Raw genomic sequence first — 24,368 nt, forward strand, 5'->3', positions numbered from 1 at the left:
CCCGCCGGCTACCCCGACCTGAGGTCGGTGCGGCCAGGGCGTCCCGCCAACCACTTTTCCGGGAGTTCACCCGCTGCATGCCTGCTGGATGCTCGTGGGTTGTGGACTGGCCTCATCGGTGCGGACCCACGCAGCCGAGGAACCGCGAAAAGAAATGAGCCCAGTGAACCGCTCTGCTGCTCCCGGTCCGTCATCCGCGCATCCGGAGGGCACCTTGCAGCGGCGGCTGGGCACCCGAGACGCCGTTGTCATCGGGCTCGGCTCGATGATCGGGGCCGGCATCTTCGTGGCGCTTGCCCCGGCCGCAGCCGCCGCGGGGAAGTACCTGCTGCTCAGCCTGTGTATCGCGGCTTTCGTCGCCTACTGCAATGCGACCTCCTCTGCCCGGCTCGCCGCGGTGCACCCGGAATCGGGTGGTACCTACCTCTACGGAACTCGACAGCTGGGCCCGTTCTGGGGCTATCTGGCAGGGTGGGCGTTCATCGTGGGTAAGACCGCCTCCTGCGCCGCCATGGCGTTGACGGTGGGTGCCTACGCCTGGCCCGGGCACACCCGCGCGGTGGCGGTGGCCGTCGTCGTGGCGTTGACGGCGTTGAACTGCGCCGGAATCCACAAGTCGGTTGCGTTGACGCGGGTCGTCGTCGTGATCGTGCTGCTGGCACTTGCGCTGTTCGTGGGCAACGGCATTGCAACCGGGCTGTCCGCGTCGTCGCCTGCGTTGCCGGTCAATGCGCTGCCCGTTGCGCCGCTGGGGGTGCTGCAAGCGGCGGGCCTGCTGTTCTTCGCCTTCGCCGGGTACGCCCGTATCGCCACCCTGGGGGAGGAGGTGCGCGATCCGCAACGCACCATCCCGGTCGCGATCCCGATTGCGCTCGGGCTGACGTTGGTGGTGTATGCCGCCGTCGCCGGCACGTTGCTGCTCGTGCTCGGTTCGGGCGGCACCGCCGCGTCGGCCGCACCGCTGCTGGCCGCAGCCCGGCTCGGTCCGGCCTGGATGCCCACTGTCATCCAGGTCGCCGCGCTGGTGGCCGCGACCGGTTCCTTGCTCGGCCTGGTCTTGGGGGTTTCGCGGACCACCTTGGCGATGGCCCGGGACGGCCACCTCCCGGCGCTGCTGGCGCGTGTGGACCAGCGTCGAGGTACGCCGTTGGCCGCGGAGATCACGGTCGGATGCGTCGTGGTAGCGCTGGTACTGCTCACCGATCTGCGTGGCGCGATCGGTTTCTCTTCCTTCGGGGTGCTGCTCTACTACGCCGTGGCGAATGCCGCTGCTCGCACCTTGCCGAGGGCGACGGCCCCACCCCGGTGGGTCCCGATCGGCGGTCTGCTCGGGACGATCGCGCTGGCGGCCTGCCTGCCGGTGGCCTCGGTGCTCAGCGGCGGCGCCGTGATCGCGTTGGGGGCGCTGATCTATGCGCTGCGCGGCGGTTCAGCGCCCACCATGCGCAGGGCGAACTCGCAGTAGCGATCAGCAATCTGCTCCACGCTCCACCGCCCGCCGGGCAGGAACCAGCGAGCCACATCCATGCCGAGCGACAACAGAGCCCGGGTGGTCATCGAGGGGTCGGGGGCATCGAACATGCCGGCGGCGACCCCGTCTTCGACGATGCGCCGTACGTGCTCGTCGAGTTGGCGGCGTAACCCGATGATGTGTTCCCGGTGCTCAGGCCCCAACGATCCGACCTCGTCGTTGACCACCCGGGCGGTCGCCTGGTTGATCGCGTGCTCGACGACGAAGGCGCGCATCACTCCGGTAAGTCGTTCGCGGGGATCGGTTGCCTTGCTGATCGCCTGCTCGACCTCGGCGAGCAGCTCCAGGTGGCCCGCCTCGCACACGACGAAGAGGAGTTCCTCTTTCGAGCGGTGGTGGACATAGATAGCCGCCGGGCTCATGCCGGCGGCCAGCGCAATGTCACGCGTCGTGGTGCCTTTGTACCCGCGAGTGCCGAAAGCTTCGACAGCAGCCAGGAGCAGACGGCGTCGCGAGCTGGGATCAGCCTCAGTGGGCATATGCGCTCCTTCTCGCCGATCTGGACCGGCAGATGTGGCGAACGCCCTCGTGCAGGTCTGCGGAGGGGTTGACGTAGCGGTCTTCTCGCGTCAGTCTAGGGCGCAACGACAACTAAGCAAGCGCTTAGTCAGCGCCGAGCGCCTCGACCAGCAAGTTCCGGTTGGCGCTTGATCGAACGCTGAGACGCTTCCGCTTCGACCTGTGAGGTAGACATGCCACGCAACATCTACTCCGAAGACCACGAGTCCTTCCGTCAGTCCTGCCGGGAGTTCGTCGACCGCACGCTGGCCCCGCGCGCGGAAGAAATGATCCGCGAGCACACCATCGCCCGCGACATCTGGCTCAAAGCCGGGGAGCAGGGTCTGTTCGGTCTCTGCGTGCCCGAGGAGTACGGCGGTGCGGGCGTGGACGATTACCGCTTCAACGCGGTCTTCGCCGAGGAGATCGCCGGTTTCACCGCAGCAGTCTCATCCTGTTTCGGTATCCACGCCGACATCACTGCGCCCTACCTCGTCCACTTGGGCACCGAGGAGCAGAAGCAGCGCTGGCTACCCGGCGTGGTCGCGGGCGAGAAGATCCTGTCCATCGGCATGACCGAGCCCTCGGGTGGCTCCGACCTGGCGGCGCTGAAATCCACCGCTGTTCGCGCCGACGACGGCTCCGGGGATTGGATCCTCAACGGTTCCAAGACCTTCATCACCAACGGCTACCAGTGCGACCTGGCCGTCGTGGCCGCTCGTACCGATCCCACCAAGGGCGCCAAGGGCATCTCGCTGTTCGTCCTGGAGAAGGAGATGGCCGGATTCACCAAGGGCCAGCCCTTGGACAAGGTCGGCCAGGTCGAATCAGATACCTCCGAGCTGTTCTTCGACAACGTGCGGGTGCCTGCCGATCACCTTCTTGGAGACGAAGGCATGGGCTTCATCGCGATGATGCAGCACCTGCCGCAGGAGCGAATCGGCAACGCCATCGCCAACATCGCCAACGCCAAGCAGATCCTCATCGAGACGATCCAATACACCAAGGACCGCAAGGCCTTCGGGCAGCCCATCGGTTCCTTCCAGCACAACAAGTTCAAGATCGCGGAGATGGTGACCGCGGTCGAAGTGGCGCAGGCCTACATCGACGACTGCGTCATCGCGCACACCGAGGGCAAGCTCACCCCGGTCGACGCGGCGAAAGCCAAGTGGTGGGCCGCCCAGGTGCAGTGCGATGTACTCGACGAGTGCGTTCAGTTGTACGGCGGCTACGGCTACATGAACGAGTACCGGGTCGCCCGCGCCTGGCGTGACGCGCGCGTACACAAGATCTGGGCCGGCACCAACGAGATCATGAAGGAACTCATCGGACGGGACCTCGGCCTGTGAACCCCCGCCTGCAGGGCAGCACCGCACTGATCACCGGCGCCAGCCGCGGCATCGGGCTGGACATCGCCCGCCGCCTGGTCGAAGAGGGTGCGCGGGTCGTGCTGACGGCACGCAACCCTGAGCCGCTGGCCGAAGCCGTGGCCGGGCTGGGCGGGGAAGACGTAGCCATCGGCGTCGCCGGAAAATCCGACGACGCCGAGCACCGGGAACACGCCGTCGCGCAGGCCATCGAGAAGTTCGGTTCGCTGGACATCCTGGTCAACAACGCCGGCATCAACCCCGCCTACGGCCCGCTGATGAAGCTGGACCCGGGAGCCTCGCGCAAGATCCTCGAAGTCAACGTGATCGGCACTTTGGGCTGGGCGCAGTGCGCGCACGCCGCTTGGTTGGGTGAGCATGGCGGCGCCATCATCAACATCGCGTCCATCGCCGGTTTGCGGCCGGCCCCCGGGATCGGGATGTACGGGGTCAGCAAGGCTGCCGTCATCCACCTCACCGAGGAACTGGCCTACGAACTGGGGCCGAACGTGCGCGTCAACGCGGTCGCCCCGGCAGTGGTGAAGACCCAATTCGCGACCGCCCTGTACGAGGGCCGCGAAGAGGAGGTGGCCGCGGCTTATCCGCTGAAACGACTCGGCGAACCCCGTGACATCAGCGGCGCCGTCGCCTTCCTCGCCTCACCCGACGCCGGGTGGATGACGGGGCAAACCCTCGTCGTTGATGGCGGCGTCACCCTCGGTGGCGGATTCTGAGTCTGCACCTCCGCCCCGCTCCACCCCTCTGCTAGGAGAAACCCCTTATGTCTGAATCTCAGCGTGTTGCCATCGTCACGGGTGCGGCCCGCGGCATCGGTGCCGCGATCGCCACCCGCCTGGCTGCCGACGGTCGAGCCGTCGCCGTGCTCGACCTGGACGAGCAGGCCTGCCAGCAGGTCGTGGACCAGATCGACGCAGCGGGCGGTCGCGCTCTGGCGCTCGGCTGCGATGTCGCCGACGAGGCTGCGGTCGCGGCTGCGGTCCAGCGGGTTGCTACCGAACTCGGTGCGCCGACGATCCTGATCAACAACGCCGGTGTCATCCGGGACAACATGCTGCACAAGATGAGCGTGGACGACTGGGACACCGTCATGGGGGTGCACCTGCGCGGGGCGTTCCTGATGACCCGGGCAGTGCGCGAGCACATCGCCGCTGAGAAGTTCGGCCGCATCGTCAACCTGTCCAGCACCTCGGCGCAGGGCAATCTCGGCCAGGTCAACTACTCGGCCGCCAAGGCCGGGATCCAGGGCTTCACCAAGACGCTGGCTTTGGAACTGGGCCGGTTCGGTGCGACCGCGAACGCCATCGCCCCGGGCTTCATCGAGACCGACATGACGCGCGCGACAGCCGAGCGGATGAAGCTGAGCTTCGATGACTTCCTGGCCGGTGCCGCCGCGCAGATTCCGGTCGGCCGGGTCGGGCAGCCGGCAGACATCGCCGCTGCCGCCTCCTACCTCACCAGCGACGAGGCGGGCTTCGTCTCCGGCCAGGTCATCTACGTCGCCGGCGGGCCGAAGGACTGAGATGCGGATCTTCGAACGCCTCGAGGACATCGCCGCAGCACAAGGCGAGCATCTGGGCTACAGCTCCTGGCTGGACATCACCCAAGAACGAATCGACGCCTTCGCCGACGCGACCGAGGACCACCAGTGGATCCACGTCGACCCGCACGCGGCAGCGGCCGGTCCGTTCGGGGCGACCATCGCCCACGGCTACCTCACTTTGGCCCTGCTGCCTGCGCTGCTGGCCCAAATCTTGGAGATCCGCGGCGCGAAGATGGTGATGAACTACGGAACCCAGAAGGTGCGTTTTCTCGCGCCGGTTCCGGTGGATTCTCGGGTGCGCCTGGGCCTGGAACTGCAGTCCACCGAGCAGACCGCCACCGGTCTGCGGATTCAACTGGAGGCGACCCTGGAGATCGAGGGCGTCGATCGCCCGGCGCTCGTGGCCGAAGTCCTCTACCTGGCGGTGCCATGAACTCCGCATCCGAACTGCGCGGTCTCGATCTAGCCGCCCTGCGAGCCCACCTCGACCAGAACGCGCCGCACCTGCTTTTGCAGGGGCCGTTGACTGCTCGCCTCATCGCCGGCGGCAAATCGAACCTCACCTTCGAAGTCGGCGACGGACAGGAATCACTGGTGCTGCGCCGCCCCCCGTTGGGGCATGTGTTGGCCACCGCTCACGACATGGGGCGCGAATACCGGGTGATGGAGGCGTTGGCTGCCACCGACGTTCCGGTACCGCGCATGTACCTGTTGTGCGAGGAGCCCAGCGTGCTCGGCGCGCCGTTCTACCTGATGAGCAAAGCTGACGGGACCCCGTATCGCACGGCCTCTCAGCTCGCACCGCTCGGGCCGCAGCGGACCCGGGCGATCGGATTGGAGCTGGTGGAGATCTTGGCCCGGTTGCACCGGGTCGATCCGGCGGCGATCGGTCTGGCCGACCTCGGCCGCCCGGATGGGTTCTACGCCCGGCAGGTCTCCCGCTGGACCCGACAACTGCAGGCCTCGCACAGCCGGGACCTGGCCGGGGCGCGCGAGCTTTCCGTCCTGTTGGCCCAGATCGAGCCCACCCCCCAACCGGCGGCCATCGTGCACGGCGACTACCGCCTCGACAACCTCCTCGTGGACGATCAGGACACGGTCACCGCCGTCCTGGACTGGGAGATGGCCACGCTGGGCGACCCGCTCACCGATGTGGGCCTGCTCGTCGTGTACTCCAAGCTGGCCGAGATGGTGCCCGCCGGCAGCGAACTCGTGCCGGATGTGTCGCAGGCGCCGGGGTTCCCCCCGATCGAGGAACTGCTGAGCACCTACGCCGAACACAGCGGGCGCGACCTGAGCGATCTGCGCGCGTACGTGGGCCTGGCGTTCTACAAGCTGGCGGTCATCCTCGAAGGCATCCATTACCGGTACATCCAAGGTCAGACGCTCGGCGACGGGTTCTCCGATATCGGCGACTATGTCGAGCCGCTCCTTGCCGGCGGGCTGATCGCGCTGCGCGCCTGAGGCTGAACATCGCGCGGCGTCCCTGCAGCCGCGCACGAACTGATCGACCAAGGAGAGACATGGACTTTTCATTCGACCCGCAGACCCTCGAGCTCCAGGAACGGCTGCGCGGGTTCATGGAATCCCAGGTCGCGCCGGCCGAGGCTGACTTCTACCAAGAGCTGGACGCGTTCGACGCGGACGGGCAGCGCTGGGCTTGGAGCGCCACCCCGACCATGCAGCGTCTGCAGGCGGCCGCTCGCGAGCAGGGCTTGTGGAACTTGTTCCTGCCGGGCGAGCACGGCGCCGGGTTGACCAACGTGCAGTACGCCTCGCTAGCCGAGATCACCGGGCACCAGATCCACCTGGCCCCGCCGGCGCTGAACTGCGCCGCCCCCGACACCGGCAACATGGAGGTGCTGGCCGAGTTCGGCTCACCGCAACAGCAGGAACGCTGGCTGAAGCCGCTGCTGGACGGTTCGATCCGCTCGGCTTTCGCCATGACCGAACCGGACGTGGCCAGCAGCGACGCGACGAATATCGAGACCAGCATTCAGCGGCGCGGGGATCGCTATGTGATCAACGGTCGTAAGTGGTGGATCACCGGGGCGATGAACCCGCAGTGCGAGATCTTCATCGTCATGGGCAAGACCGACCCGCAAGCGGACCGACACCGTCAGCAGAGCATGTTGCTGGTTCCCCGGGACACCCCCGGCCTTGAGGTGGTGCGCCCGCTGGACGTCTTCGGTTTCGATGACCGGGAGCACGGCGGGCATGCCGAGCTGCTGTTCCGCGACGTTGAGGTGCCGGTGGAGAACCTCATCGGTGCCGAGGGCGACGGTTTCGGTATCGCACAGGCCCGGCTCGGCCCCGGCCGGATCCACCACTGCATGCGCGCGATCGGCATCGGTGAGCGGGCGCTGCAGCTGATGTGTCAGCGCGCCGCTTCACGGGTCGCCTTCGGTTCGCCGCTGGCCACCCGCGGTATGGTCCAGGAGTGGATCGCCGAATCCCGGGTGCGTCTGGAACAGTTGCGCCTGCTCACGCTGAAGACCGCCTGGCTGATGGACACGGCGGGTAACCGCGCCGCCCACACCGAGATTCAAGCGATCAAGATCGCTACCCCGCGCACGGTGGAGTGGATCGTCGACAAGGCAATCCAGGTGCATGGCGCCGGTGGCCTCAGCCAGGATTACCCGCTGGCTGCGGCCTACGCGGGGGTACGTTCGCTGCGTCTGGCCGACGGCCCCGACGAGGTTCACCTGACCTCGATGGCCAAGCGCGAGATCCGCCGCCAAACCCGCGACTGAGCCGCCCTGTTGTGTCCGCTCGTCCCGACTCTGACGGACCCGGGGACGGCCCGGGCGGGCACAACAGCGTGCGGAACTCCTGCTGGGCTAGTCGCCGATCGCGCCGGGCTGTTCGCAGCGTCGGGCGCGTCGTCGCCGCCACAGCAGCAGGGCAAGCAGCGCCGCAACGCCGAGTAGAGCCACCAACCCCCAGGGTGAACCGGCTGCGGCGATCAGTGCGGCCTCCCACACCGCCCACCCGATGGTGGAGTAGATCGCCGCCCAAGCGAGTGCGCCGGGCACCTGGGCCAAAGCGAAGGCCCCGGCGTTGATCCGCAACACTCCGGCGGCGGCCATGACCAGGGTCTGTAGCCCGACGGTCAGGTAGCAGAGCGGGATCGCGGCGATACCCCAGCGGCGGATGGTCTGCGCCCCGGCATCCACGCCGGCGCCGTCGAGCCATTCAGCGACCCGGGCTCCCCAACCGGTGCGCGGTCGGACTCGCCGCAAGGATCGTTCGGTGACGATGCGCGCGGCCCAATAGATGCATTGGCCGCGGGCCATGCCTCCGAAGAACAGGAAGGTGAAAATCAGCCAGAAGGGCCACCCGTCGAAGACGTCTGGCAACACGGCTGGCTCCTGGGGGGCAGATGGCGGTGGCGGTAGGAGCACGCGCTTTGCTCCTAACTCAGGTTAGCCTTCGCTGGCCACCCGGGTGGGCGCCCCCCGGGTGGGCGGCGGTGTGGCATCCCGGTACAGCCCGGAGATCGCGTGCCCGCCGCAGCTGTTCCAGCGGTTCGCGTGGCGAACGCGGTGTCTGCTTGCGCAGGCGGGCCGCTGCCGCCGGGTAGGTGGCCTCGCCCGGGCCCCGGAGTACGACCTAGTGCCGGGATCGCTCGCCGGTGCAGCTCGGTCGCACGGCCTGAGCGCGTGCTCACGGCCCGAGACCCTGCCGCGACGTCGTACGCTCGCGCTGTGAGCAGAGCAACGGCAATCGGGTCTTGGCCAGGCGATGACATGGCGACGACGCTGCGGATCGTGCGCGACACCTACACCGACGCAGACGAACCCGGCATCCCCTACCTGCCGGAACTGCCGGGCCGGGGCCCCGGTTCGGACATGATCGGCCGCAGCGCGGGCCTGCTCGTCGACCTGCCGGTAGACCTGCAGCCGTCCGGCTGGCGGTTGGTCGACCACCCGGGGCGGGACGCCGAGCGCACCGCTGCGCTGCTGCGCCGCGACCTGGACGACCTGGCAGAAGTCTTCGACGGCTACACCGGTGACCTGAAGGTCCAGGTGGTCGGGCCGTGGACGTTGGTCTCGCAACTGCGGGTCACCCGCGGCGAGCGTGTGGCCGGCGACCCGGGGGCGAGCCGAGACGTTCGACAGTCGCTCACGGAGGGGATCCGTCGCCATCTGGGCGAGGTCGCCCGCCGGGTGCCCGGTGCCCGCCTGATTCTGCAATTGGACGAGCCGTCGCTGCCCTCGGTGTTGGCCGGGGAGTTGAGCACCTCCTCGGGGTTCGGGCGGGTGCGCGCGCTCGATCCGCAGGATGCGCGTACCGGGCTCGCGGAGGTTATCGAGGCGGCCAAGGAACAGGCTGCGCTGGTGGTGGTGCATTGCTGCGCGCCACGGGTGCCGCTGCCGCTGCTGCGAGCTGCCGGTGCGGACGCGATGTCGCTGGACTGCTCGCTGCTCAGCGCGGCCGGCTGGGAGTCCGTGGCGACCAGCGTCGAGGCCGGGGTGGCGTTGTGGGCAGGCGTCGTTGCGACTGACCACGACGAGACGCTGCCGGTGAAAGCGGCGCAGGTGGTCGAACCGTTGGTGCGCCGCTGGCATGAACTCGGTCTGAGCACCGCCTTGCTCGATGACGTCATCCTCACCCCGGCCTGCGGACTCGCCGGGTCCGACCCGCAGCGAGCCACCGCGATCCACCGCCTTGTCAGCGACGCGGCCAAGGAACTGACCTGGCAGGCGCGGGAGGGCTGAATCGCCGTTGCCCGAGGGCTCGGGTCGCGGCGAGCGATTGTCAGTGCGCTGAGAGAAGATGGCGCGCGTGACGTCGTCTGAGGATCTGCCCCGTGAGCACTCCGCCATGTCGCCCCCGGGCGAGCCGGTTGCGCCCCAACCGAGCGAAGAGAACCGCCGTGCCTGGTCGGAGCTGGCCACCCAGGTTCGGGAGCACCAATTCGCTTACTACGTGAACGATTCCCCCACCATCACCGATGGGGAATTCGACGCCCTGCTGCGGCAGCTGCAGGACTTGGAGGAGCGCTACCCGGCGCTGCGGGTACCGGACAGCCCCACCCAGAAAGTCGGCGGCGACTTCTCCACCGCGTTCACCGCGGTGGATCACGTGGAACGCATGCTCAGCCTGGACAACGTCTTCTCACACGAGGAGATGGCCGAATGGGTGCAGCGGGTCACCAACGCTGCCTCGGGAGCCGCTATCCACTTCCTCACCGAGCTCAAGATCGACGGACTGGCCGTCAACCTGCTGTACGAGAACGGTCGGCTGGTTCGAGCCCTGACCCGTGGCGATGGCCGCACCGGTGAGGACGTCACCCATAACGTGCGCACCATCAGCGGTATCCCCACCAAATTGAAGATGCCTCACGACGCCCACGACGACTCCACCCCGAGCGTGCCGATCCCGGAGCTGGTGGAGGTGCGCGGTGAGATCTTCTTCCCCCGCGAAGAGTTCGACACCTTCAACGCGGCGTGGGTCGAGGCGGGCAACACCCCGTTTGCGAACCCGCGCAACGCGGCCGCCGGATCGCTGCGGCAGAAGGACCCGCGGGTCACTGCTTCCCGGCCGCTACGGATGCTCGTGCACGGCATCGGCGCCCGCACCGGCTTCGACATCGAGCGTCAAAGCCAGGCCTACGACATCCTGCGCGGTTGGGGATTGCCCACCTCAAGCCACAACGAGGTCGTCACCGACCTGGCGGGGATTCTGGCGCGCGTCGACTACTTCGAGCAGCACCGACACAGCGTCGAACATGAACTGGACGGCCTGGTCGTCAAGATCGACGAGATCTCGGTGCAGCGCCAACTGGGTTCCACCTCGCGGGCCCCTCGCTGGGCGATCGCCTACAAGTACCCGCCCGAAGAGGTGACCACGCGGTTGCTGAACATCGAGGTCAACGTAGGGCGCACCGGGCGGGTCACCCCGTTCGGGGTGATGGAGCCGGTGAAGGTCGCCGGGTCCACGGTCGAGATGGCCACCCTGCACAACGGTTTCGAGGTCGCCCGTAAGGGCGTGCGCATCGGGGACATGGTGGTGCTGCGCAAGGCCGGCGATGTCATCCCCGAGATCCTCGGCCCCGTGCTCGAGTTGCGTACCGGCGACGAACGCGAGTTCACGATGCCCACACACTGCCCTTCCTGCGGCAGCGTGCTGGCCCCGGCCAAGGAGGGCGACAAGGACATTCGCTGCCCCAACTCGCGCTCCTGCCCGAGCCAACTGCGCGAGCGGGTCTTCGGGTTGGCCTCCCGGGGCGCGCTGGACATCGAGGCCTTGGGTTGGGAGGCGGCCATCGCGCTCACCGACCCCGAGCACAACCGGCCCGACTGGGCTGATGAGGCCGGGGTGCCGGTGCAGCAGCCGGTGCTGGAAAGTGAGGCGGGGCTGTTCGAGATCAGCAGCGACGACCTGGCCGACGTGCAGGTTTGGCGTCGCCCCCGACGCAAGGGGGAAGTGGGGGAGTGGGAACAGCAACCGTTCTTCTTCACCAAGGCCACCGCCAAGGCTGCGGCCAAGCCGCGCGCCACCACCGAGCTGCTGTTCGAGGAATTGGAGAAGGTCAAGACGCGGCCGCTGTGGCGGGTGCTCGTGGCGTTGTCGATCCGCCACGTCGGGCCGACCGCGGCACGCGCGCTGGCAACCCACTTCTCAACGATGGAGGCGATCCGTGCCGCGAGCGTGGACGAGCTCGCTGCGGTGGAGGGCGTAGGCGCTGTCATCGCCGAGTCGGTCATCGACTGGTTCGCCGTGGATTGGCACGCCGACATCGTGGCGCGCTGGGCGCAGGCCGGAATGCGGATGGCAGACGAGCGCGACGAGTCCATCGAGCGGACGTTGGAAGGCGTGACGGTGGTCGTGACCGGTTCCCTCGCGGGTTTCTCCCGGGATGAGGGCAAGGCCGCGATCATCGCTCGCGGGGGTCGCGCGTCGGGCTCGGTGAGTAAGAAGACCGACTTCGTCGTCGTGGGCGAGAACGCCGGGAGCAAGGCCGACAAGGCCGAGGCGTTGGGCGTTCCGATGCTCGACGAGGCGGGGTTCGTCGCCCTGCTGGCCGGTGGACCGACGGCCGTGACTCCCACCGAGGCTGGTGCCGAGAACGCCGCCCACAGCGATAGCGCAAGCACAGCCGGCGCGGACGACCAGGCCCAGGCCGACACCGAGGCCGACGGCCACGCCGGGGAGCAGGAATGAGTGATGCGGGCGTGCCCGGCTCGGCACACCACGACGGGAGCCGCGAGGCGGCCCGCTCGGCTCTCAGCAGCGAGTTGAACGACCTGGCCGGGGCTTGGGGAGCCCCGGGCGCCGTGCAACACGCGGTGGAGCACCTGCCCGACGCGGCCACAGCCGATGTCGCCCACGATTTCTCGGTGACCCTCGGCCTGTTGCTCGGTGACCTGGCCGAGGTGATCCAGATTGAAGCCCGCCGCAGTCACGACGCTCCCGGCGCCGGGGGCGCCGGTTACCCAGCTGCGGCTACCTGCGGCAGCGGGGCGCAGGACGAGAACACCTCCCCGGCCGGCGACGCAGCCACCGGGAGCGGGCCGGGGCAGCGGGGGCCGGCATGACGCGGCGGGCCAAGGACGTGGCGCACGCGGCGGGGTCGGTCTCCGGTGCGGTCGCCGGCGCGGTGTGGCGCCCGTTCGTGCACCCGTGGATGCTCGCCGAGCCTGGGCGGGTGGAACACGGCGTCCGGCAACTGGATGACCATTTGCCTCGTATCGAGGCCGCGTTCGCCGCCGCTGGGGTGGCGGACACCGGCCTGCCTGTTCTCCAGGCGGTGCGAAGCGTGCGGGATGGGCTGGCGAGGCTCGCTGCGTCGATGCAGACCGACGGGGTCCGGTTGCGGCACCTGCTGCGCACCAGGCCTTTCGACCTGAGGCAGATCCGCTCGTGCGCGCATGCCCTGGCGGCTGCGGACGGCGACTGCCGCGCCGCGATGACTCAGGCCCGCGCCCAGCTACCGGGGTTGGGTGATCTGCTGGCCGGGTCGGTGTGGGAGCGCCCCGACCTCACCCCGACCGAGGCGACCCGCGCCGGAGTGGGCGAGGTGGCAACGGCGGATCTGCCTGCTGTCATTGCCCGCTCGCCCCAACTGCTGGCCAGCCTCACCGACCCGGACGACACCGCGGTGCCCGACTGGCTCGCCCCGGCGCTGGATGATGCCGGCACGCAGCGCGAGGCTGGCATGCCACTCCAATCTGGGGCGCGGATCGAGGCGGTGGCCCCCGCCGGTTCCGGTACAGCCAGCCCGGCGCAACTGTCGGCGAGCCTGGAAGCACTCGACGATGACGCGGCGGCGAACCGTCCCGCGCACGAGGCGTCTCTGCTGCGCGTGGATCGGGTGCGCCGCGTGTGCGCCGCGCAGAACCAGGAGAGTCTGACGCGGGCGGTTCTGCTGTTCCCGCGGGTCATGGGCAACACCGACGGGGTGCCGCTGGCGCGGCGTATCCACGCCAACCGTCTCCTGCTGCGCGCCGAGCTGCGCCGGATGGGCGCGGCCGACCTTGCCTTCGTTCATCAGGTCCAGGACGAACGCCGCCGGGACGCCGCCTCGGTGGTGCGTACGTTGCAGGGGGCCCTGCTCGATGCGTGGCTGGCCAACGAGAAGATCACCGCTATCGCCACGTTCGACTCCGGCCGGGCCAGCGCGCGCCGGGGTGAGCTGCGCGATCTCATTGCGCTGACTCAGCGGCTCTTGCACGACCAGGTCAACCAGGGTCGGGGGCGTCGAAGGCATCGGCAGGTGGTGCAGTTCAGTCCTGAAGGTCACGTCGTGGAGTTGTGGGGCTCGATCGACGAAGAGACCGAGCAGGTCGCGGTGTACGTCGGCGGAACCGGCACCACGGTGCGGCAGTTCGGTTGGCCCACGAACATTGCTCGGGCGTTGCTGCGCGCCGACCCGACCGGCCGCACCGCGGTGGTGACGTGGATGGGGGCGCAGTTCCCTGCCGCCATCGGCACCCAGTCCCCATTCGGGAGATTCGCCCGGGCCGCTGCCGCGCCGCTGCGAGATGCGGTCGAGGGGTTGGCCGTGCCGGAACAGGTACCGATCACCGTCGTGGGCCACTCCTATGGCGGCACCATCGTCGGCGCGGCCGAAGCGCTGGGGCTACGGGCTGATCGGGTGGTTCTGGCCGGGGTGCCCGGCATCGGGCCGGGCGTGCGCTCGGTAGCGGACTACCCCGACTGCGACGCGCTCGGCAGGCGGCGGCACGTCACCCGGTACTGCCTGACTGCACCGGGTGACCTGATCCGGGTGTGGCGCAAAGGTAACGCCGCGCTTGCTTCGGCCGCGGCGTTCCGGTTTGCGCCCGTCAGCGCGGCCGCCTCCTGGGTGGGGGAGCGCGTCCTCGGCGCCGACCCGATGACATTGCCCGGCATCATCGACCTGGACCCAGGGATGTGGGAGGTCGATCGTGAGGACCGCCGCGCGGGCGAGATCCTGTTCGGTCCGCGTGGCCACGCCGACACGGTCGAGGAGGGCACGACCTCCTTCCGCCGCATCGTCGCAGTGATCCAGGGCCGCGACCCACGCGAGATCACCCCGCTGCCGGTCGGGCCGGGTCGCCTACCAGGTCACCGGTCCGGAGCGGCGTGACCTCGCCGGAGGCGAGGGGTGTCCCAGGTCCACCTAGACTGATGTCATGCCCCGGATCTCTCGTGACCAGGTCGACCATCTCGCGATGCTCGCGCGCATCGATCTCACCGACGCCGAGAGCGAGCAACTCGTCGGTGACCTGTCGGTGATTCTCGACTCGCTGGCCCAGGTGCGTGAGGCCGCTGCTGAGGACGTGCCAGCCATGTCGCACCCGCAGCCGCTGGTGAATGTCATGCGCGCCGATGAAGCCCGCCCAGGCCTCACCGCGGAGCAGGCGCTGGCCGGGGCGCCTGCCGTCGAAGACGACCGGTTCGTGGTGCCGCGCATCCTCACCGACGACTGAGTAGCCTCGGCCGACTCCGCCGATCGAACCGGACAGGTTCGTCGCTCAGCAACCAGTCGGCCCCACCACCGACTGATGCGTCTCGGGCGCGCTCCGCCCGCACCGAGACCCCGCACCGAATTACACCGCACCGCTCCAGAACCGCGAAGGACTCCCCGTGCCCCCCACGCTCGACACCCCAGAGGCGCTCACCCGCGCGAGTGCAGACGATCTCGCCGCAGCGCTCGCCGACGGCTCGATCACCTCGGTCGAGGCGACCCGCGCCCACCTGGACCGCATCGCCGCGACCGAGCCCGCCGTGCACGCCTATCTCGCGGTCGATGAGGCGGGGGCGCTTGCTACCGCCGCCGAGGTCGACGCCGCGCGCGCCGCGGGGCAGACGCTGCCCGCGCTGGCCGGAGTGCCCATCGCGGTCAAGGACGTCGCGTGCACCAAAGGCCTGGTCACCACAGCCGGCTCGCGCCTCCTGGAAGGCTGGATCCCGCCCTACGACGCCGGTGTGGTCGAACGCCTGCGCGCGGCGCGCCTGCCGATCCTGGGCAAGACCAACATGGACGAGTTCGCGATGGGTTCCTCCACCGAGCACTCCGCCTACGGCGACACGCACAACCCGTGGGACCTCGACACGACCCCCGGCGGGTCCGGCGGCGGTTCGGCCGCAGCGTTGGCCGCGTTCTCCGCGCCCCTGGCCGTGGGCTCAGACACGGGTGGCTCCATCCGCCAGCCCGCGGCATTCACCGGAACGGTCGGCTGCAAGCCCACCTACGGCGCCGTCTCCCGCTACGGCGTGATCGCGCTGGCCAGCAGCCTGGACCAGATCGGCCCGTGCGGGCGAAGCGTGCTCGACACGGCGCTGCTGCATGAGGTGCTCGCCGGGCACGACCCGCGCGACTCCACTTCGCTGAACGCTCCCGTCCCGGCTGTTGTGCAGGCCGCGGGCCGCGCAGACGTCTCGGGCATGAAGGTCGGCGTCATCCGTGACCTGCTCGGTGAGGGCCTGGCGGGGCAGGTGCGCGCCCGGTTCACCGAATCGTTGGAACACCTCGCGGCGGCAGGGGCAGAGATCGTCGAGGTCGACTGCCCGAGCTTCGCCCAAGCCGTGGCCGCCTATTACCTCATCCTCCCGGCCGAGGCGAGCAGCAACCTCGCCCGCTACGACGCCATGCGTTACGGCGTGCGGGTCGAGGCCGAAAGCACCGAACGCACCATGGCCGCCAGCCGCGCCGCCGGGTTCGGCGCTGAGGTCAAACGCCGCATCATCCTCGGCACGTACGCGCTCTCCTCGGGCTACTACGACGCCTGGTACGGGCAGGCGCAGAAGGTGCGCACCCTCATCGCCCGCGACTTCGAAGCCGCGTTCGCCCAGGCCGATGTGCTGGTCTCGCCCACGGCGCCCACCACTGCGTTCCGCCTCGGGGAGAACAACGAGGACCCGTTGGCGATGTACCTGGCCGACATCACCACGATCCCGGCCAACCTTGCAGGCCTGCCCGGGCTCTCCTTGCCCAACGGCTTGGCGGAGAACGGGATGCCCAGCGGATTCCAGGTCTACGCCCCCGCCATGGCCGATGATCGGCTCTACAGCGTCGGCGCCGCGCTCGAAGCGCGCCTGCACCAGGAGTGGGGCGGCTCACTGCTGCAGCAGATCCCCGAGCTGAACCTGGCGGGGCAGCCATCAGCATCCACCACGACTGCGACCACGTCGGAGGTCACCCGATGAGCACCACCGAATCCAGGACCTATGACGACATCGAGCCGCTGGACCTCGACGCTGCGCTGGAGGCCTACGACCCGGTGATGGGTCTGGAAGTCCACGTCGAACTCTCGACGAACTCCAAGATGTTCTGCAGCTGTTCCACTGAGTTCGGTGCAGCGCCCAACACCCACGTCTGCCCGGTGTGCCTGGGCCTGCCTGGGGCGTTGCCGGTGGTCAACGCCGCGGCGGTCGACTCCGCCATCCGGATCGGTCTGGCGCTGGGGTGTGAGGTCGCACCGCACTCGCGGTTCGCCCGCAAGAACTACTTCTACCCAGACATGACCAAGAACTTTCAGACCAGCCAGTACGACGAGCCGATCGTGCATGACGGCCACCTGGACATCGAAATCCCCACGGGCGTGGGGGACGAGACCGAGACCTTCCGGGTTGAGATCGAGCGGGCCCACATGGAGGAAGACGCCGGCAAGCTCACGCACGTCGGTGGCGCCACCGGGCGCATCCAGGGGGCGGGGCACTCGCTGATCGACTACAACCGTGCCGGTATTCCCCTCATCGAGATCGTCACCAAGCCGATTGTCGGCGCGGGCGCTCGGGCCCCACAGATCGCCCGCGCCTATGTGGCGGCGCTGCGGGAGATCATGCAGGCACTGCGCGTCAGCGATGCCCGTATGGAGCAGGGCTCGCTGCGCTGCGATGTCAACCTCTCGTTGCGTCCTCGCGTTGGGGAAGCGAGCAGCGCCGAGCAGCTCGCGGTGCCGTTAGGCACCCGCACTGAGACCAAGAACGTCAACTCGTTGCGCAGCGTCGAGGCCGCGGCCACCTTCGAGATCCGTCGTCAAGCCGCCGTACTCGCTGCGGGCGGGAGCATCATCCAGGAGACGCGCCACTGGCACGAGGACTCCGGCCAGACCACCTCGGGTCGGCCCAAGTCTGACGCCGACGACTACCGCTACTTCCCTGAGCCTGACCTGGTCCCTGTCGCGCCGAGCCTGGAGCACATCGAGCAGTTGCGGGCCACGCTGCCCGAGCCGCCTGCCGCGCGCCGCAAGCGCCTGCAGGGGGAGTGGGGCTACTCCGACCTGGAGATGCGTGACGTGCTCGGCTCGGGGGCGCTGAACCTCATCGCCGACACCGTCGATGCGGGCGCCTCACCTGCCGCGGCAAAGAAGTGGTGGCTCGGAGAGATCGCCCGTCGCGCCAAGGCCGAGGGTGTCGAACTCACCGCGTTCAGCATCGAACCTGCGCATATCGCCGAGCTCGACGGTCTTGTGCACAGCGGCCGCCTCACTGACGCGATGGCCCGCCAGGTCCTGGACGGGGTGCTGGCAGGCGAAGGCTCCCCGGAGGCGGTAGCGGATGCGCGCGGCCTGCAGGTGGTCTCCGACGACGGTGCGCTCAGCGCGGCCGTCGAAGCCGTCATCGCCCGCAACGAGGCCATCGCGCAGAAGGTGCGCGGCGGCAAGGTGGCGGCAGCCGGTGCTCTGATCGGTCAGGTCATGAAGGAGATGAAGGGCAACGCGGACGCTGCAAAGGTTCGCGCGCTCATCCTGGAGCGTCTCGGCGTCGAAGATTGAGCCGATGAACCGCGGCGTCGTCTTCATCCTGCTCGCCGCGACTGCCTGGGGTTTTCTCGGGATCTTCGGCAAGGGCGCCCAGGACGCGGGGGTACCGGCGCTGGAGGTCGGCTTGTGGCGGGCTGTCATCGGCGCGGTGTTGTTCATCGTGCACGCGGCGGTGCTGCGGACTCGGCTGCCGCGTGGCAGGGACCTTGTGGCCACCCTCATCTTCGGGGTGCTCGGGGTGGGCGTGTTCTACGGTTCCTACCAGCTCGCGGTGCGCGAAGGTGGGGCCAGCCTGGCCAGCGTTCTGCTCTATACGGCGCCGGCGTTCGTCGCCGCGTTCGGTGGGGTCGTGTTGCGGGAGCGCCTCGGGCGCCGGGAGCTCATCGGGGTCATCGGCGCGGTCGTCGGGATCGCGCTCATCAGCCTGGGCGGTGGCACCGGGATCAGCGTCACGGCAGCTTCCCTGGGTTACGGCGTGACGGCCGGGTTCACCTATGCGCTGTACTACCTGTTCGGAAAACTCGTCTTCAGCCGCTATGACCCGGTGGCCGTGTACGCGGTGGCGCTGCCGGTGGGCGCTGCGTGCCTGCTGCCGTTCGCGCCGCCCGGGGCGCACCCCGCGCTGGCCTGGAGCCACCTGGCGGGCGTCGGGGTGATCAGCACCTACCTGGCGTATCTGGCGCACGGGGCCGGACTGCAGCGGTTGCCGGCCACCCGGGCTAGTGTCATTGCCACCGTCGAACCGGTCGTTGCTGCCGGGCTTGCGGCGCTGTTGTTCGGGGAGCGGTTAGGGCCGCTGGCGCTGCTCGGTGCGGCCGGGGTGATCGCTTCGGCGGTCTATCTTGCCGGGGCCGGGCGCAACCAGACGTAAGCGAACAGGCATCCTGGTTCTTGTGAACCCTGGTACCGAATCGATTCCCCTGCCCGGTCATGCCCCAGAGGCGGTCGCAGCCTGCGAGGACGACGCGGACCTGCCCGGTGAGAACCCCGGGCTGCGTCTGCTCGTGGTGATGCGTCATGCCAAGGCTGCCGGGCATCACCGTGGCGGCGACCAGCAGCGCCCGTTGACCGAATCCGGGCGTAAAGCGGCTGCCCAGATGGGCCGCTGGTTGGTGCGCCAAGGTGTGCGTCCGGACGTTGTGGTTACCTCCCCGTCGGTGCGCACCTTGCAGACCTGGGAGGGGCTGCGGGTCGGTGGGATGCGGGCCGATGATGTGTGGGCCGATGCGGGCATCTACGGGGCGGACACCACCGACCTCATCGAGTCGGTGACCAGCGTGCCGGATGACGTGCAGACCCTCGTGTTGATCGGTCACGCCCCGGGTGTGGGCGACCTCGTGGCGCTGTTGGAGGATCACACCGGTGGCGGCGAAGCGATACGCGCTGATCAGCGTGCCTGGCCCCCCGGCTCGGTGGGTGTCATCGCGCATCGGGGGCCGTGGGAGACCTTCCCCGGGGAGGACACCGCGCTGGTGGCCTTCCACACCCCGGATCGCTGAGCGCGGGCGTAGCCGCACGGCGGGGGCCAGGTGTGACGTGGATCATGTTTTGCGCCACCTTGCCGAATGTGACGCGACGGCAAGGTTGTTGACCGCGGCCACGCCTACGCTGCCGCCAGCACCCGCTTCTGACTCCTCATAAGTAGTCAGGCCGGCGGCTGCCCGGCCGATCTCGATGGAGTGCAGCCCCTGCCAGGGCGAGCACCTGGATCCCACGGATGGGGTCCGGCCATGGAGGGAAGGACGCAGGATGCGTTGGGCTACCAGAACTGCGGCGTTTGCACTGAGCGCGGCTGTATTGACTGCACAGGTCCCTGCGGCGTTCGCCGCCACCAATGACGACCCCACCGCAGCGGTGCAAGGGGTCGTGGAGAAACTCGCCGAGGAGCGCGGCGCTCACCAGGGTGAACAGGCCCCTGCTGCGCTGCGGCTTACCGATGGCAGTCGGGTGCGCGTAGACCCTGACTCCTTGGCCGCCTCCAAGCCCGGCGACACCGTTGAAGTGACGGTCCCGGTACCGGCCTCCGTGGTCGCCGCAGCCAGAAAGAGCACCGTCGTGCCCGGCGAGGACGGTCCGGTGAAACTGGATCGCTCCGACCTGGAGCAGGCCTCCTCCCACCCTGCTGTGGCCGGCTCCGACCTGAGCTCGGCCACGGCCGCGTCCGTTACCTCCACCGGCACCCTCACCACCCCGACCCAGGTTCGGGTTGTCCATCGGGCCGCCCGGCCCTCGGTCCGGGCCGTGCATGACATCACCGTCGCGCTGGCGGTGCCGCAGGGTTTGCGGGCCCGGCCGGCCACTGCGGCACAGGTGCGCAGCCAGATCGCTGCAGCTTCGGACTATTGGTCAGAGCAGACCGGTGGGGCTGTGACGTTGCGTGCCGGGAACATCTCAGCGCCGTACACCTCCAGCTACCGCTGCGGCGACGACGTCTTCGCGATGTGGACCGAAGCTGCCCGGGCCACAGGGTTCACCGAAGGTCCCAACAAGCACCTCGTCGTGGTGTACCCGCAGTCGGCGCTCTCGGCCGGGTGCGACTACGGCCTGGCCACCATGGGCAGCTCACCCAGCGCCGGGGGAGTCATCTACGTCTCGGACACCGCCTGGCCCGTCCTGGCACACGAGATCGGGCATAACTTCGGCTTGGCGCACGCCAAATCGCTGCGCTGTTCCAGCCGCTCCGATGTGTCGCTGACCAGGCTCGCTTCGGGTTGCGCGGTGCTGGACTACGGCGACCCGTACGACATCATGTCGGCCTCGACACGCGACAGCGCCGGGTCGCTGTCCACGCCGCAGGCAGCCCGAGTCGGATTCATGTCGGCTGGGGAGGTGACCCAGGTGCAGTCCGGTAGCCGCCAGGTGGTGCTCAATCCGGTTTCCTCCATGCGCGGCGTGCGGGCTGCGGTCGTCACCGATCCGCTCACGGGGCAGCGGTACTGGGTGGAGTTGCGCACGCGCACCGGGCGTGACGCCAAGCTATACGAGAACATGACTGCGGGGGTGCGGGTGCTGCGCGAGGAAGCGGTGACCGAGGCTGAACCGTGGGCCGGCTCCATCGCGCTGGATGCCTCACCTTCCAGCCGCAGCAATGACTATGCCTGGCAGCTGCCTGTCGGGCGGCGCTTCACCGCCTATGGCGGTGGCGTGACGATCGAAGTCCAGAAGGTCGGCGCTACCGCTACCGTGCTGCTCACCAGCCGCGCTGCGACGCCGCGGTCCTCCACGACCTCACGTCCGGGTCTGGTCACCCCGGCGAATCCGGCCAAGCCGGTGATGACCTCGCTGAGCGCCACTACGGCGGGCGTGGTGGCTTGGCGCGGCGCCGGTTCGCTGGGGGCTCCCCGCTACCAGGTGATCTACCGTTCCGTGGGCAAAGACCGCCGTGGGCGCACCGTCGCCGGCGCCACGCGCACCTGGTTCTCGTCGACCTCTGCCACCTCGGCCCGCTTCGGTGGTCGCAAAGGGCGTACCTACCAGGTCAAGGCGCGGGTCGTCGGCCCGGACGGTGCCAGCGCATGGACCAGCTGGCGAACCTTCACCATCCGGTGATCGTCTTGCTTGTCGAGATGGGAATCTCACCCCTTTGACATAGGGACGGGGATGGTCGAAGGTATCCGCATGGCTTGGATTCTCGTACTTCCCTGAGCGCGCCGACAACTCGTCGACGCGCTACCCCTTCGTCCGCATCGGGACAAGGGGTTTTTTGCTGGACGGGGCCGATCAGGCCCTGTGAGAAACCGAACCAGACCGACCGGCGACTGCCCACCCAGTGGTCCCGGCCGAGCGGACCCACTCCGATCAGCACACGAAAGCGGTGACCCACCGTGACGGATCCCCGATCCCCCCGCCCTGCACCTCCGCGGGCCGGCCGCCAAGCGCGAGCCGGTTCCCCTCCTTCGACGCCCACGATCGTCCTCGAAAACGTCACAGGCGCGCAAAGCCTGGTCAAAGCGCTCGAGGAGCTGGGTGTCGACTCGATCTTCGGGATGCCCGGCGGCGCGATCCTGCCCGCTTATGACCCGCTCATGGATTCGGAGAAGGTCCGACACATCCTGGTGCGCCATGAACAGGGCGCCGGTCACGCTGCCGAGGGTTACGCCGCAGCCACCGGTCGGGTGGGGGTGTGCATGGCCACCTCGGGGCCGGGCGCAACCAACCTGGTCACCGCGCTGGCGGACGCCTACATGGATTCGCTACCGGTGGTCGCCATCACCGGCCAGGTCGGCAGCGCCTCGATCGGGACCGACGCCTTCCAGGAGGCCGACATCCGCGGCATCACCATGCCGATCACCAAGCACAACTATCTGGTGACCGACCCCGATGAGATTCCGCGCTGCGTCGCCGAGGCTTTCCATATCGCCTCAACAGGTCGCCCGGGTCCTGTGCTGGTGGACATCACCAAGGACGCGCTGCAAGCGCACACAACGTTCTCGTGGCCGCCGCAGATCGACCTGCCCGGGTACCGGCCGGTGACCAAACCGCACAACAAGCAGATCCGCGAGGCCGCCCGGCTCATCCGTGAGTCCAAGCGCCCGGTGTTCTACCTGGGCGGCGGCATCATCCGCTCGGGCGCCAGCGAGGAACTGCTGGAACTGGTCAACCTCACCCAGATCCCCCTGGTCACGACCCTGATGGGGCGCGGCTGCGTGCCGGACGAGCATCCGCTGCACCTGGGGATGCCGGGAATGCACGGCTCGGTCTCTGCCGTCACCGGCCTGCAGAAGGCAGACCTGCTGATCTCCTTGGGTGTTCGCTTCGATGACCGGGTGACCGGCAAGCTGGCGACGTTCGCGCCGCTGGCCAAGGTCATCCACGCCGACATCGACCCGGCAGAGATCGGCAAGAACCGTGCCGTGGACGTGCCGATCGTCGGGGACGCCCGCGAGGTGGTCATCGATCTGCTGCACGAGCTGCAAGAAGGCGGGGATCTCGGCGATTACTCGGCCTGGCGTACGGAGTCGGCGAGCTGGAAGAAGACCTACCCGTTGGGCTACACCAAGCCTGAGAGTGGCTTGACCTCCCCGCAGTACGTCATCGAGCGCATCGGTGCCATCACCGGCCCCGAGGCCACCTATGTCGCAGGCGTGGGTCAGCACCAGATGTGGGCAGCGCAGTTCATCAAGTACGCCCGCCCCAACAGCTGGTTGAACTCCGGCGGTCTGGGCACGATGGGGTACTGCGTGCCGGCCGCGATGGGCGCCAAGGTGGCCGAACCGGATCGGGTCGTGTGGGCCATCGACGGTGACGGCTGCTTCCAGATGACCAACCAGGAGTTGGCCACCTGCGTCATCAACAAGATCCCGATCAAGGTCGCTGTCATCAACAACAGCAGCCTGGGGATGGTGCGGCAGTGGCAGACGCTGTTCTACAACGAGCGCTACAGCGCCACCGACCTGCACACTAGCCACAACGCCTCCCGTATCCCCGACTTCGTCAAGCTCGCCGACGCTTACGGTTGCGTCGGGTTGCGCTGCGAACGCGAGGAAGACGTCGATGACGTGATCCGCCAGGCGCTGGAGATCAACGACCGTCCGGTCATCATCGACTTCGTCGTCTGCCGAGACGCGATGGTGTGGCCGATGGTCCCCGCAGGGGTCAGCAATGACGAGATCATGTACGCACGTGGACTCTCCCCGGTCTGGGACCGGGAAGAGTCGGCAGACACCGTCACCGAGGCGACCGAAGAGATCGAGAAGGAGGGCGCGCGATGAGCAAGCATGTGTTGTCGGTGCTCGTGCAGAACCGGCCGGGTGTGTTGACCCGCATCGCCGCGTTGTTCTCCCGTCGAGGCTTCAACATCTCCTCCCTGGCAGTGGGTGAGACCGAGAACCCCGAGGTGTCTCGGATGACCGTGCTGGTGGATGCCGATGAGTTGCCGGTGGAGCAGGTCACCAAGCAGCTCAACAAGCTGGTCGAGGTGCTCAAGGTCGTCGAGCTGGACAACGTCGTCGAGCGCCGGCTCATCCTGGTCAAGGTGCGTACCGATGCCACGACGCGCTCCAGCGTGCTGGAGATCGTCGACCTGTTCCGTGCGCGCGTCGTCGATGTCAGCCTTGACTCGGTGACGATCGAGGCCACCGGCAAGGTGGAGAAGCTCGAGGCGTTCATCGCTTTGCTCGAACCGTTCGGTGTGCGCGAGTTGGTGCAGTCCGGCATGGTCGCCGTCGGCCGGGGCTCGCGTTCCATCACCGATCGCGGCCTGCGCGGCTGAA

General features: G+C 68.5%; 21 protein-coding genes. 19 read left to right on the forward strand and 2 right to left on the reverse strand.

Annotation, left to right across the window (positions count from 1 at the left end; translation table 11 throughout):
• The first annotated feature begins 163 nt into the window (after nucleotides 1-163).
• Complete coding sequence (locus G9V96_RS13625) at nucleotides 164-1,465, forward strand: APC family permease (protein ID WP_226913324.1); 1,302 nt, start codon at nucleotides 164-166, stop codon at nucleotides 1,463-1,465.
• Here G9V96_RS13625 and G9V96_RS13630 read toward each other — a convergent pair.
• Nucleotides 1,411-2,010, reverse strand: coding sequence for a TetR/AcrR family transcriptional regulator (locus tag G9V96_RS13630; RefSeq protein ID WP_168583523.1), 600 nt, complete (start codon nucleotides 2,008-2,010; stop codon nucleotides 1,411-1,413). The two genes, G9V96_RS13625 and G9V96_RS13630, sit on opposite strands and share 55 nt — an antisense overlap.
• A 213-nt stretch (nucleotides 2,011-2,223) precedes the next feature.
• Between G9V96_RS13630 and G9V96_RS13635 the strand changes: the two genes are divergently transcribed.
• The 6 genes from G9V96_RS13635 to G9V96_RS13660 are packed head-to-tail and all read left to right on the forward strand — an operon-like array spanning nucleotide 2,224 to nucleotide 7,710.
• Entirely contained in the window at nucleotides 2,224-3,378 is a 1,155-nt protein-coding gene (locus G9V96_RS13635) for an acyl-CoA dehydrogenase family protein (protein WP_168583524.1), read from the forward strand.
• On the forward strand, nucleotides 3,375-4,130 hold the full coding sequence (locus G9V96_RS13640; RefSeq protein ID WP_168583525.1) for an SDR family oxidoreductase: 756 nt from the start codon (nucleotides 3,375-3,377) through the stop codon (nucleotides 4,128-4,130). The genes G9V96_RS13635 and G9V96_RS13640 overlap by 4 nt, the downstream gene beginning before the upstream one ends.
• Nucleotides 4,131-4,177: 47 nt before the next feature.
• Entirely contained in the window at nucleotides 4,178-4,936 is a 759-nt protein-coding gene (gene fabG, locus G9V96_RS13645; RefSeq protein WP_168583526.1) for a 3-oxoacyl-ACP reductase FabG, read from the forward strand.
• Between the two features lies 1 nt (nucleotide 4,937).
• Entirely contained in the window at nucleotides 4,938-5,390 is a 453-nt protein-coding gene (locus G9V96_RS13650; RefSeq protein ID WP_168583527.1) for a MaoC family dehydratase, read from the forward strand.
• Nucleotides 5,387-6,421 (forward strand): phosphotransferase family protein, encoded by a 1,035-nt coding sequence (locus G9V96_RS13655; protein WP_168583528.1) that lies wholly within the window; start codon nucleotides 5,387-5,389, stop codon nucleotides 6,419-6,421. The genes G9V96_RS13650 and G9V96_RS13655 overlap by 4 nt, the downstream gene beginning before the upstream one ends.
• 59 nt (nucleotides 6,422-6,480) lie before the next feature.
• Nucleotides 6,481-7,710, forward strand: a complete 1,230-nt coding sequence (locus G9V96_RS13660) for an acyl-CoA dehydrogenase family protein (protein WP_168583529.1) — start codon at nucleotides 6,481-6,483, stop codon at nucleotides 7,708-7,710.
• Between the two features lie 87 nt (nucleotides 7,711-7,797).
• On the opposite strand, the gene G9V96_RS13665 is transcribed toward G9V96_RS13660, so the two are convergent.
• The gene (locus G9V96_RS13665; protein ID WP_168583530.1) at nucleotides 7,798-8,319 is read right to left on the reverse strand and encodes a DedA family protein; all 522 of its coding nucleotides are present in this window, start codon (nucleotides 8,317-8,319) and stop codon (nucleotides 7,798-7,800) included.
• Nucleotides 8,320-8,664: 345 nt separating this feature from the next.
• Between G9V96_RS13665 and G9V96_RS13670 the strand changes: the two genes are divergently transcribed.
• The 12 genes from G9V96_RS13670 to ilvN all read left to right on the forward strand — a co-directional run bounded on the left by G9V96_RS13670 (nucleotide 8,665) and on the right by ilvN (nucleotide 24,367).
• Nucleotides 8,665-9,678, forward strand: a complete 1,014-nt coding sequence (locus G9V96_RS13670; RefSeq protein WP_168583531.1) for a methionine synthase — start codon at nucleotides 8,665-8,667, stop codon at nucleotides 9,676-9,678.
• Between the two features lie 106 nt (nucleotides 9,679-9,784).
• Nucleotides 9,785-12,127 (forward strand): NAD-dependent DNA ligase LigA, encoded by a 2,343-nt coding sequence (gene ligA / locus G9V96_RS13675; RefSeq protein ID WP_168584042.1) that lies wholly within the window; start codon nucleotides 9,785-9,787, stop codon nucleotides 12,125-12,127.
• The gene (locus tag G9V96_RS13680; protein ID WP_168583532.1) at nucleotides 12,124-12,501 is read left to right on the forward strand and encodes a hypothetical protein; all 378 of its coding nucleotides are present in this window, start codon (nucleotides 12,124-12,126) and stop codon (nucleotides 12,499-12,501) included. The genes ligA and G9V96_RS13680 overlap by 4 nt, the downstream gene beginning before the upstream one ends.
• Nucleotides 12,498-14,534 (forward strand): alpha/beta hydrolase, encoded by a 2,037-nt coding sequence (locus G9V96_RS13685; protein WP_168583533.1) that lies wholly within the window; start codon nucleotides 12,498-12,500, stop codon nucleotides 14,532-14,534. The genes G9V96_RS13680 and G9V96_RS13685 overlap by 4 nt, the downstream gene beginning before the upstream one ends.
• A gap of 46 nt (nucleotides 14,535-14,580) precedes the next feature.
• Nucleotides 14,581-14,877 (forward strand): Asp-tRNA(Asn)/Glu-tRNA(Gln) amidotransferase subunit GatC, encoded by a 297-nt coding sequence (gene gatC / locus G9V96_RS13690; protein WP_168583534.1) that lies wholly within the window; start codon nucleotides 14,581-14,583, stop codon nucleotides 14,875-14,877.
• A 157-nt stretch (nucleotides 14,878-15,034) separates the two neighbouring features.
• Nucleotides 15,035-16,597, forward strand: coding sequence for an Asp-tRNA(Asn)/Glu-tRNA(Gln) amidotransferase subunit GatA (gatA, locus tag G9V96_RS13695; protein ID WP_168583535.1), 1,563 nt, complete (start codon nucleotides 15,035-15,037; stop codon nucleotides 16,595-16,597).
• The gene (gene gatB, locus G9V96_RS13700) at nucleotides 16,594-18,168 is read left to right on the forward strand and encodes an Asp-tRNA(Asn)/Glu-tRNA(Gln) amidotransferase subunit GatB (protein WP_168583536.1); all 1,575 of its coding nucleotides are present in this window, start codon (nucleotides 16,594-16,596) and stop codon (nucleotides 18,166-18,168) included. The genes gatA and gatB overlap by 4 nt, the downstream gene beginning before the upstream one ends.
• 4 nt (nucleotides 18,169-18,172) lie before the next feature.
• Nucleotides 18,173-19,027, forward strand: a complete 855-nt coding sequence (locus G9V96_RS13705) for a DMT family transporter (protein ID WP_168583537.1) — start codon at nucleotides 18,173-18,175, stop codon at nucleotides 19,025-19,027.
• 22 nt (nucleotides 19,028-19,049) lie between these two features.
• Nucleotides 19,050-19,655 carry a SixA phosphatase family protein gene (locus tag G9V96_RS13710; RefSeq protein ID WP_168583538.1) on the forward strand — a complete coding sequence of 202 codons (606 nt, stop codon included), beginning with the start codon at nucleotides 19,050-19,052 and terminating at the stop codon, nucleotides 19,653-19,655.
• 250 nt (nucleotides 19,656-19,905) lie between these two features.
• Nucleotides 19,906-21,705, forward strand: coding sequence for a reprolysin-like metallopeptidase (locus tag G9V96_RS13715; protein ID WP_168583539.1), 1,800 nt, complete (start codon nucleotides 19,906-19,908; stop codon nucleotides 21,703-21,705).
• A gap of 359 nt (nucleotides 21,706-22,064) precedes the next feature.
• On the forward strand, nucleotides 22,065-23,867 hold the full coding sequence (locus tag G9V96_RS13720) for an acetolactate synthase large subunit (RefSeq protein ID WP_226913685.1): 1,803 nt from the start codon (nucleotides 22,065-22,067) through the stop codon (nucleotides 23,865-23,867).
• On the forward strand, nucleotides 23,864-24,367 hold the full coding sequence (ilvN, locus tag G9V96_RS13725; RefSeq protein ID WP_168583541.1) for an acetolactate synthase small subunit: 504 nt from the start codon (nucleotides 23,864-23,866) through the stop codon (nucleotides 24,365-24,367). The genes G9V96_RS13720 and ilvN overlap by 4 nt, the downstream gene beginning before the upstream one ends.
• The last annotated feature ends 1 nt before the right edge of the window (nucleotide 24,368 follow it).

Origin of the sequence: Gephyromycinifex aptenodytis, from assembly GCF_012277275.1 — a bacterium.
In the GTDB taxonomy this organism is placed as follows: Bacteria; Actinomycetota; Actinomycetes; order Actinomycetales; family Dermatophilaceae; genus Gephyromycinifex; species Gephyromycinifex aptenodytis.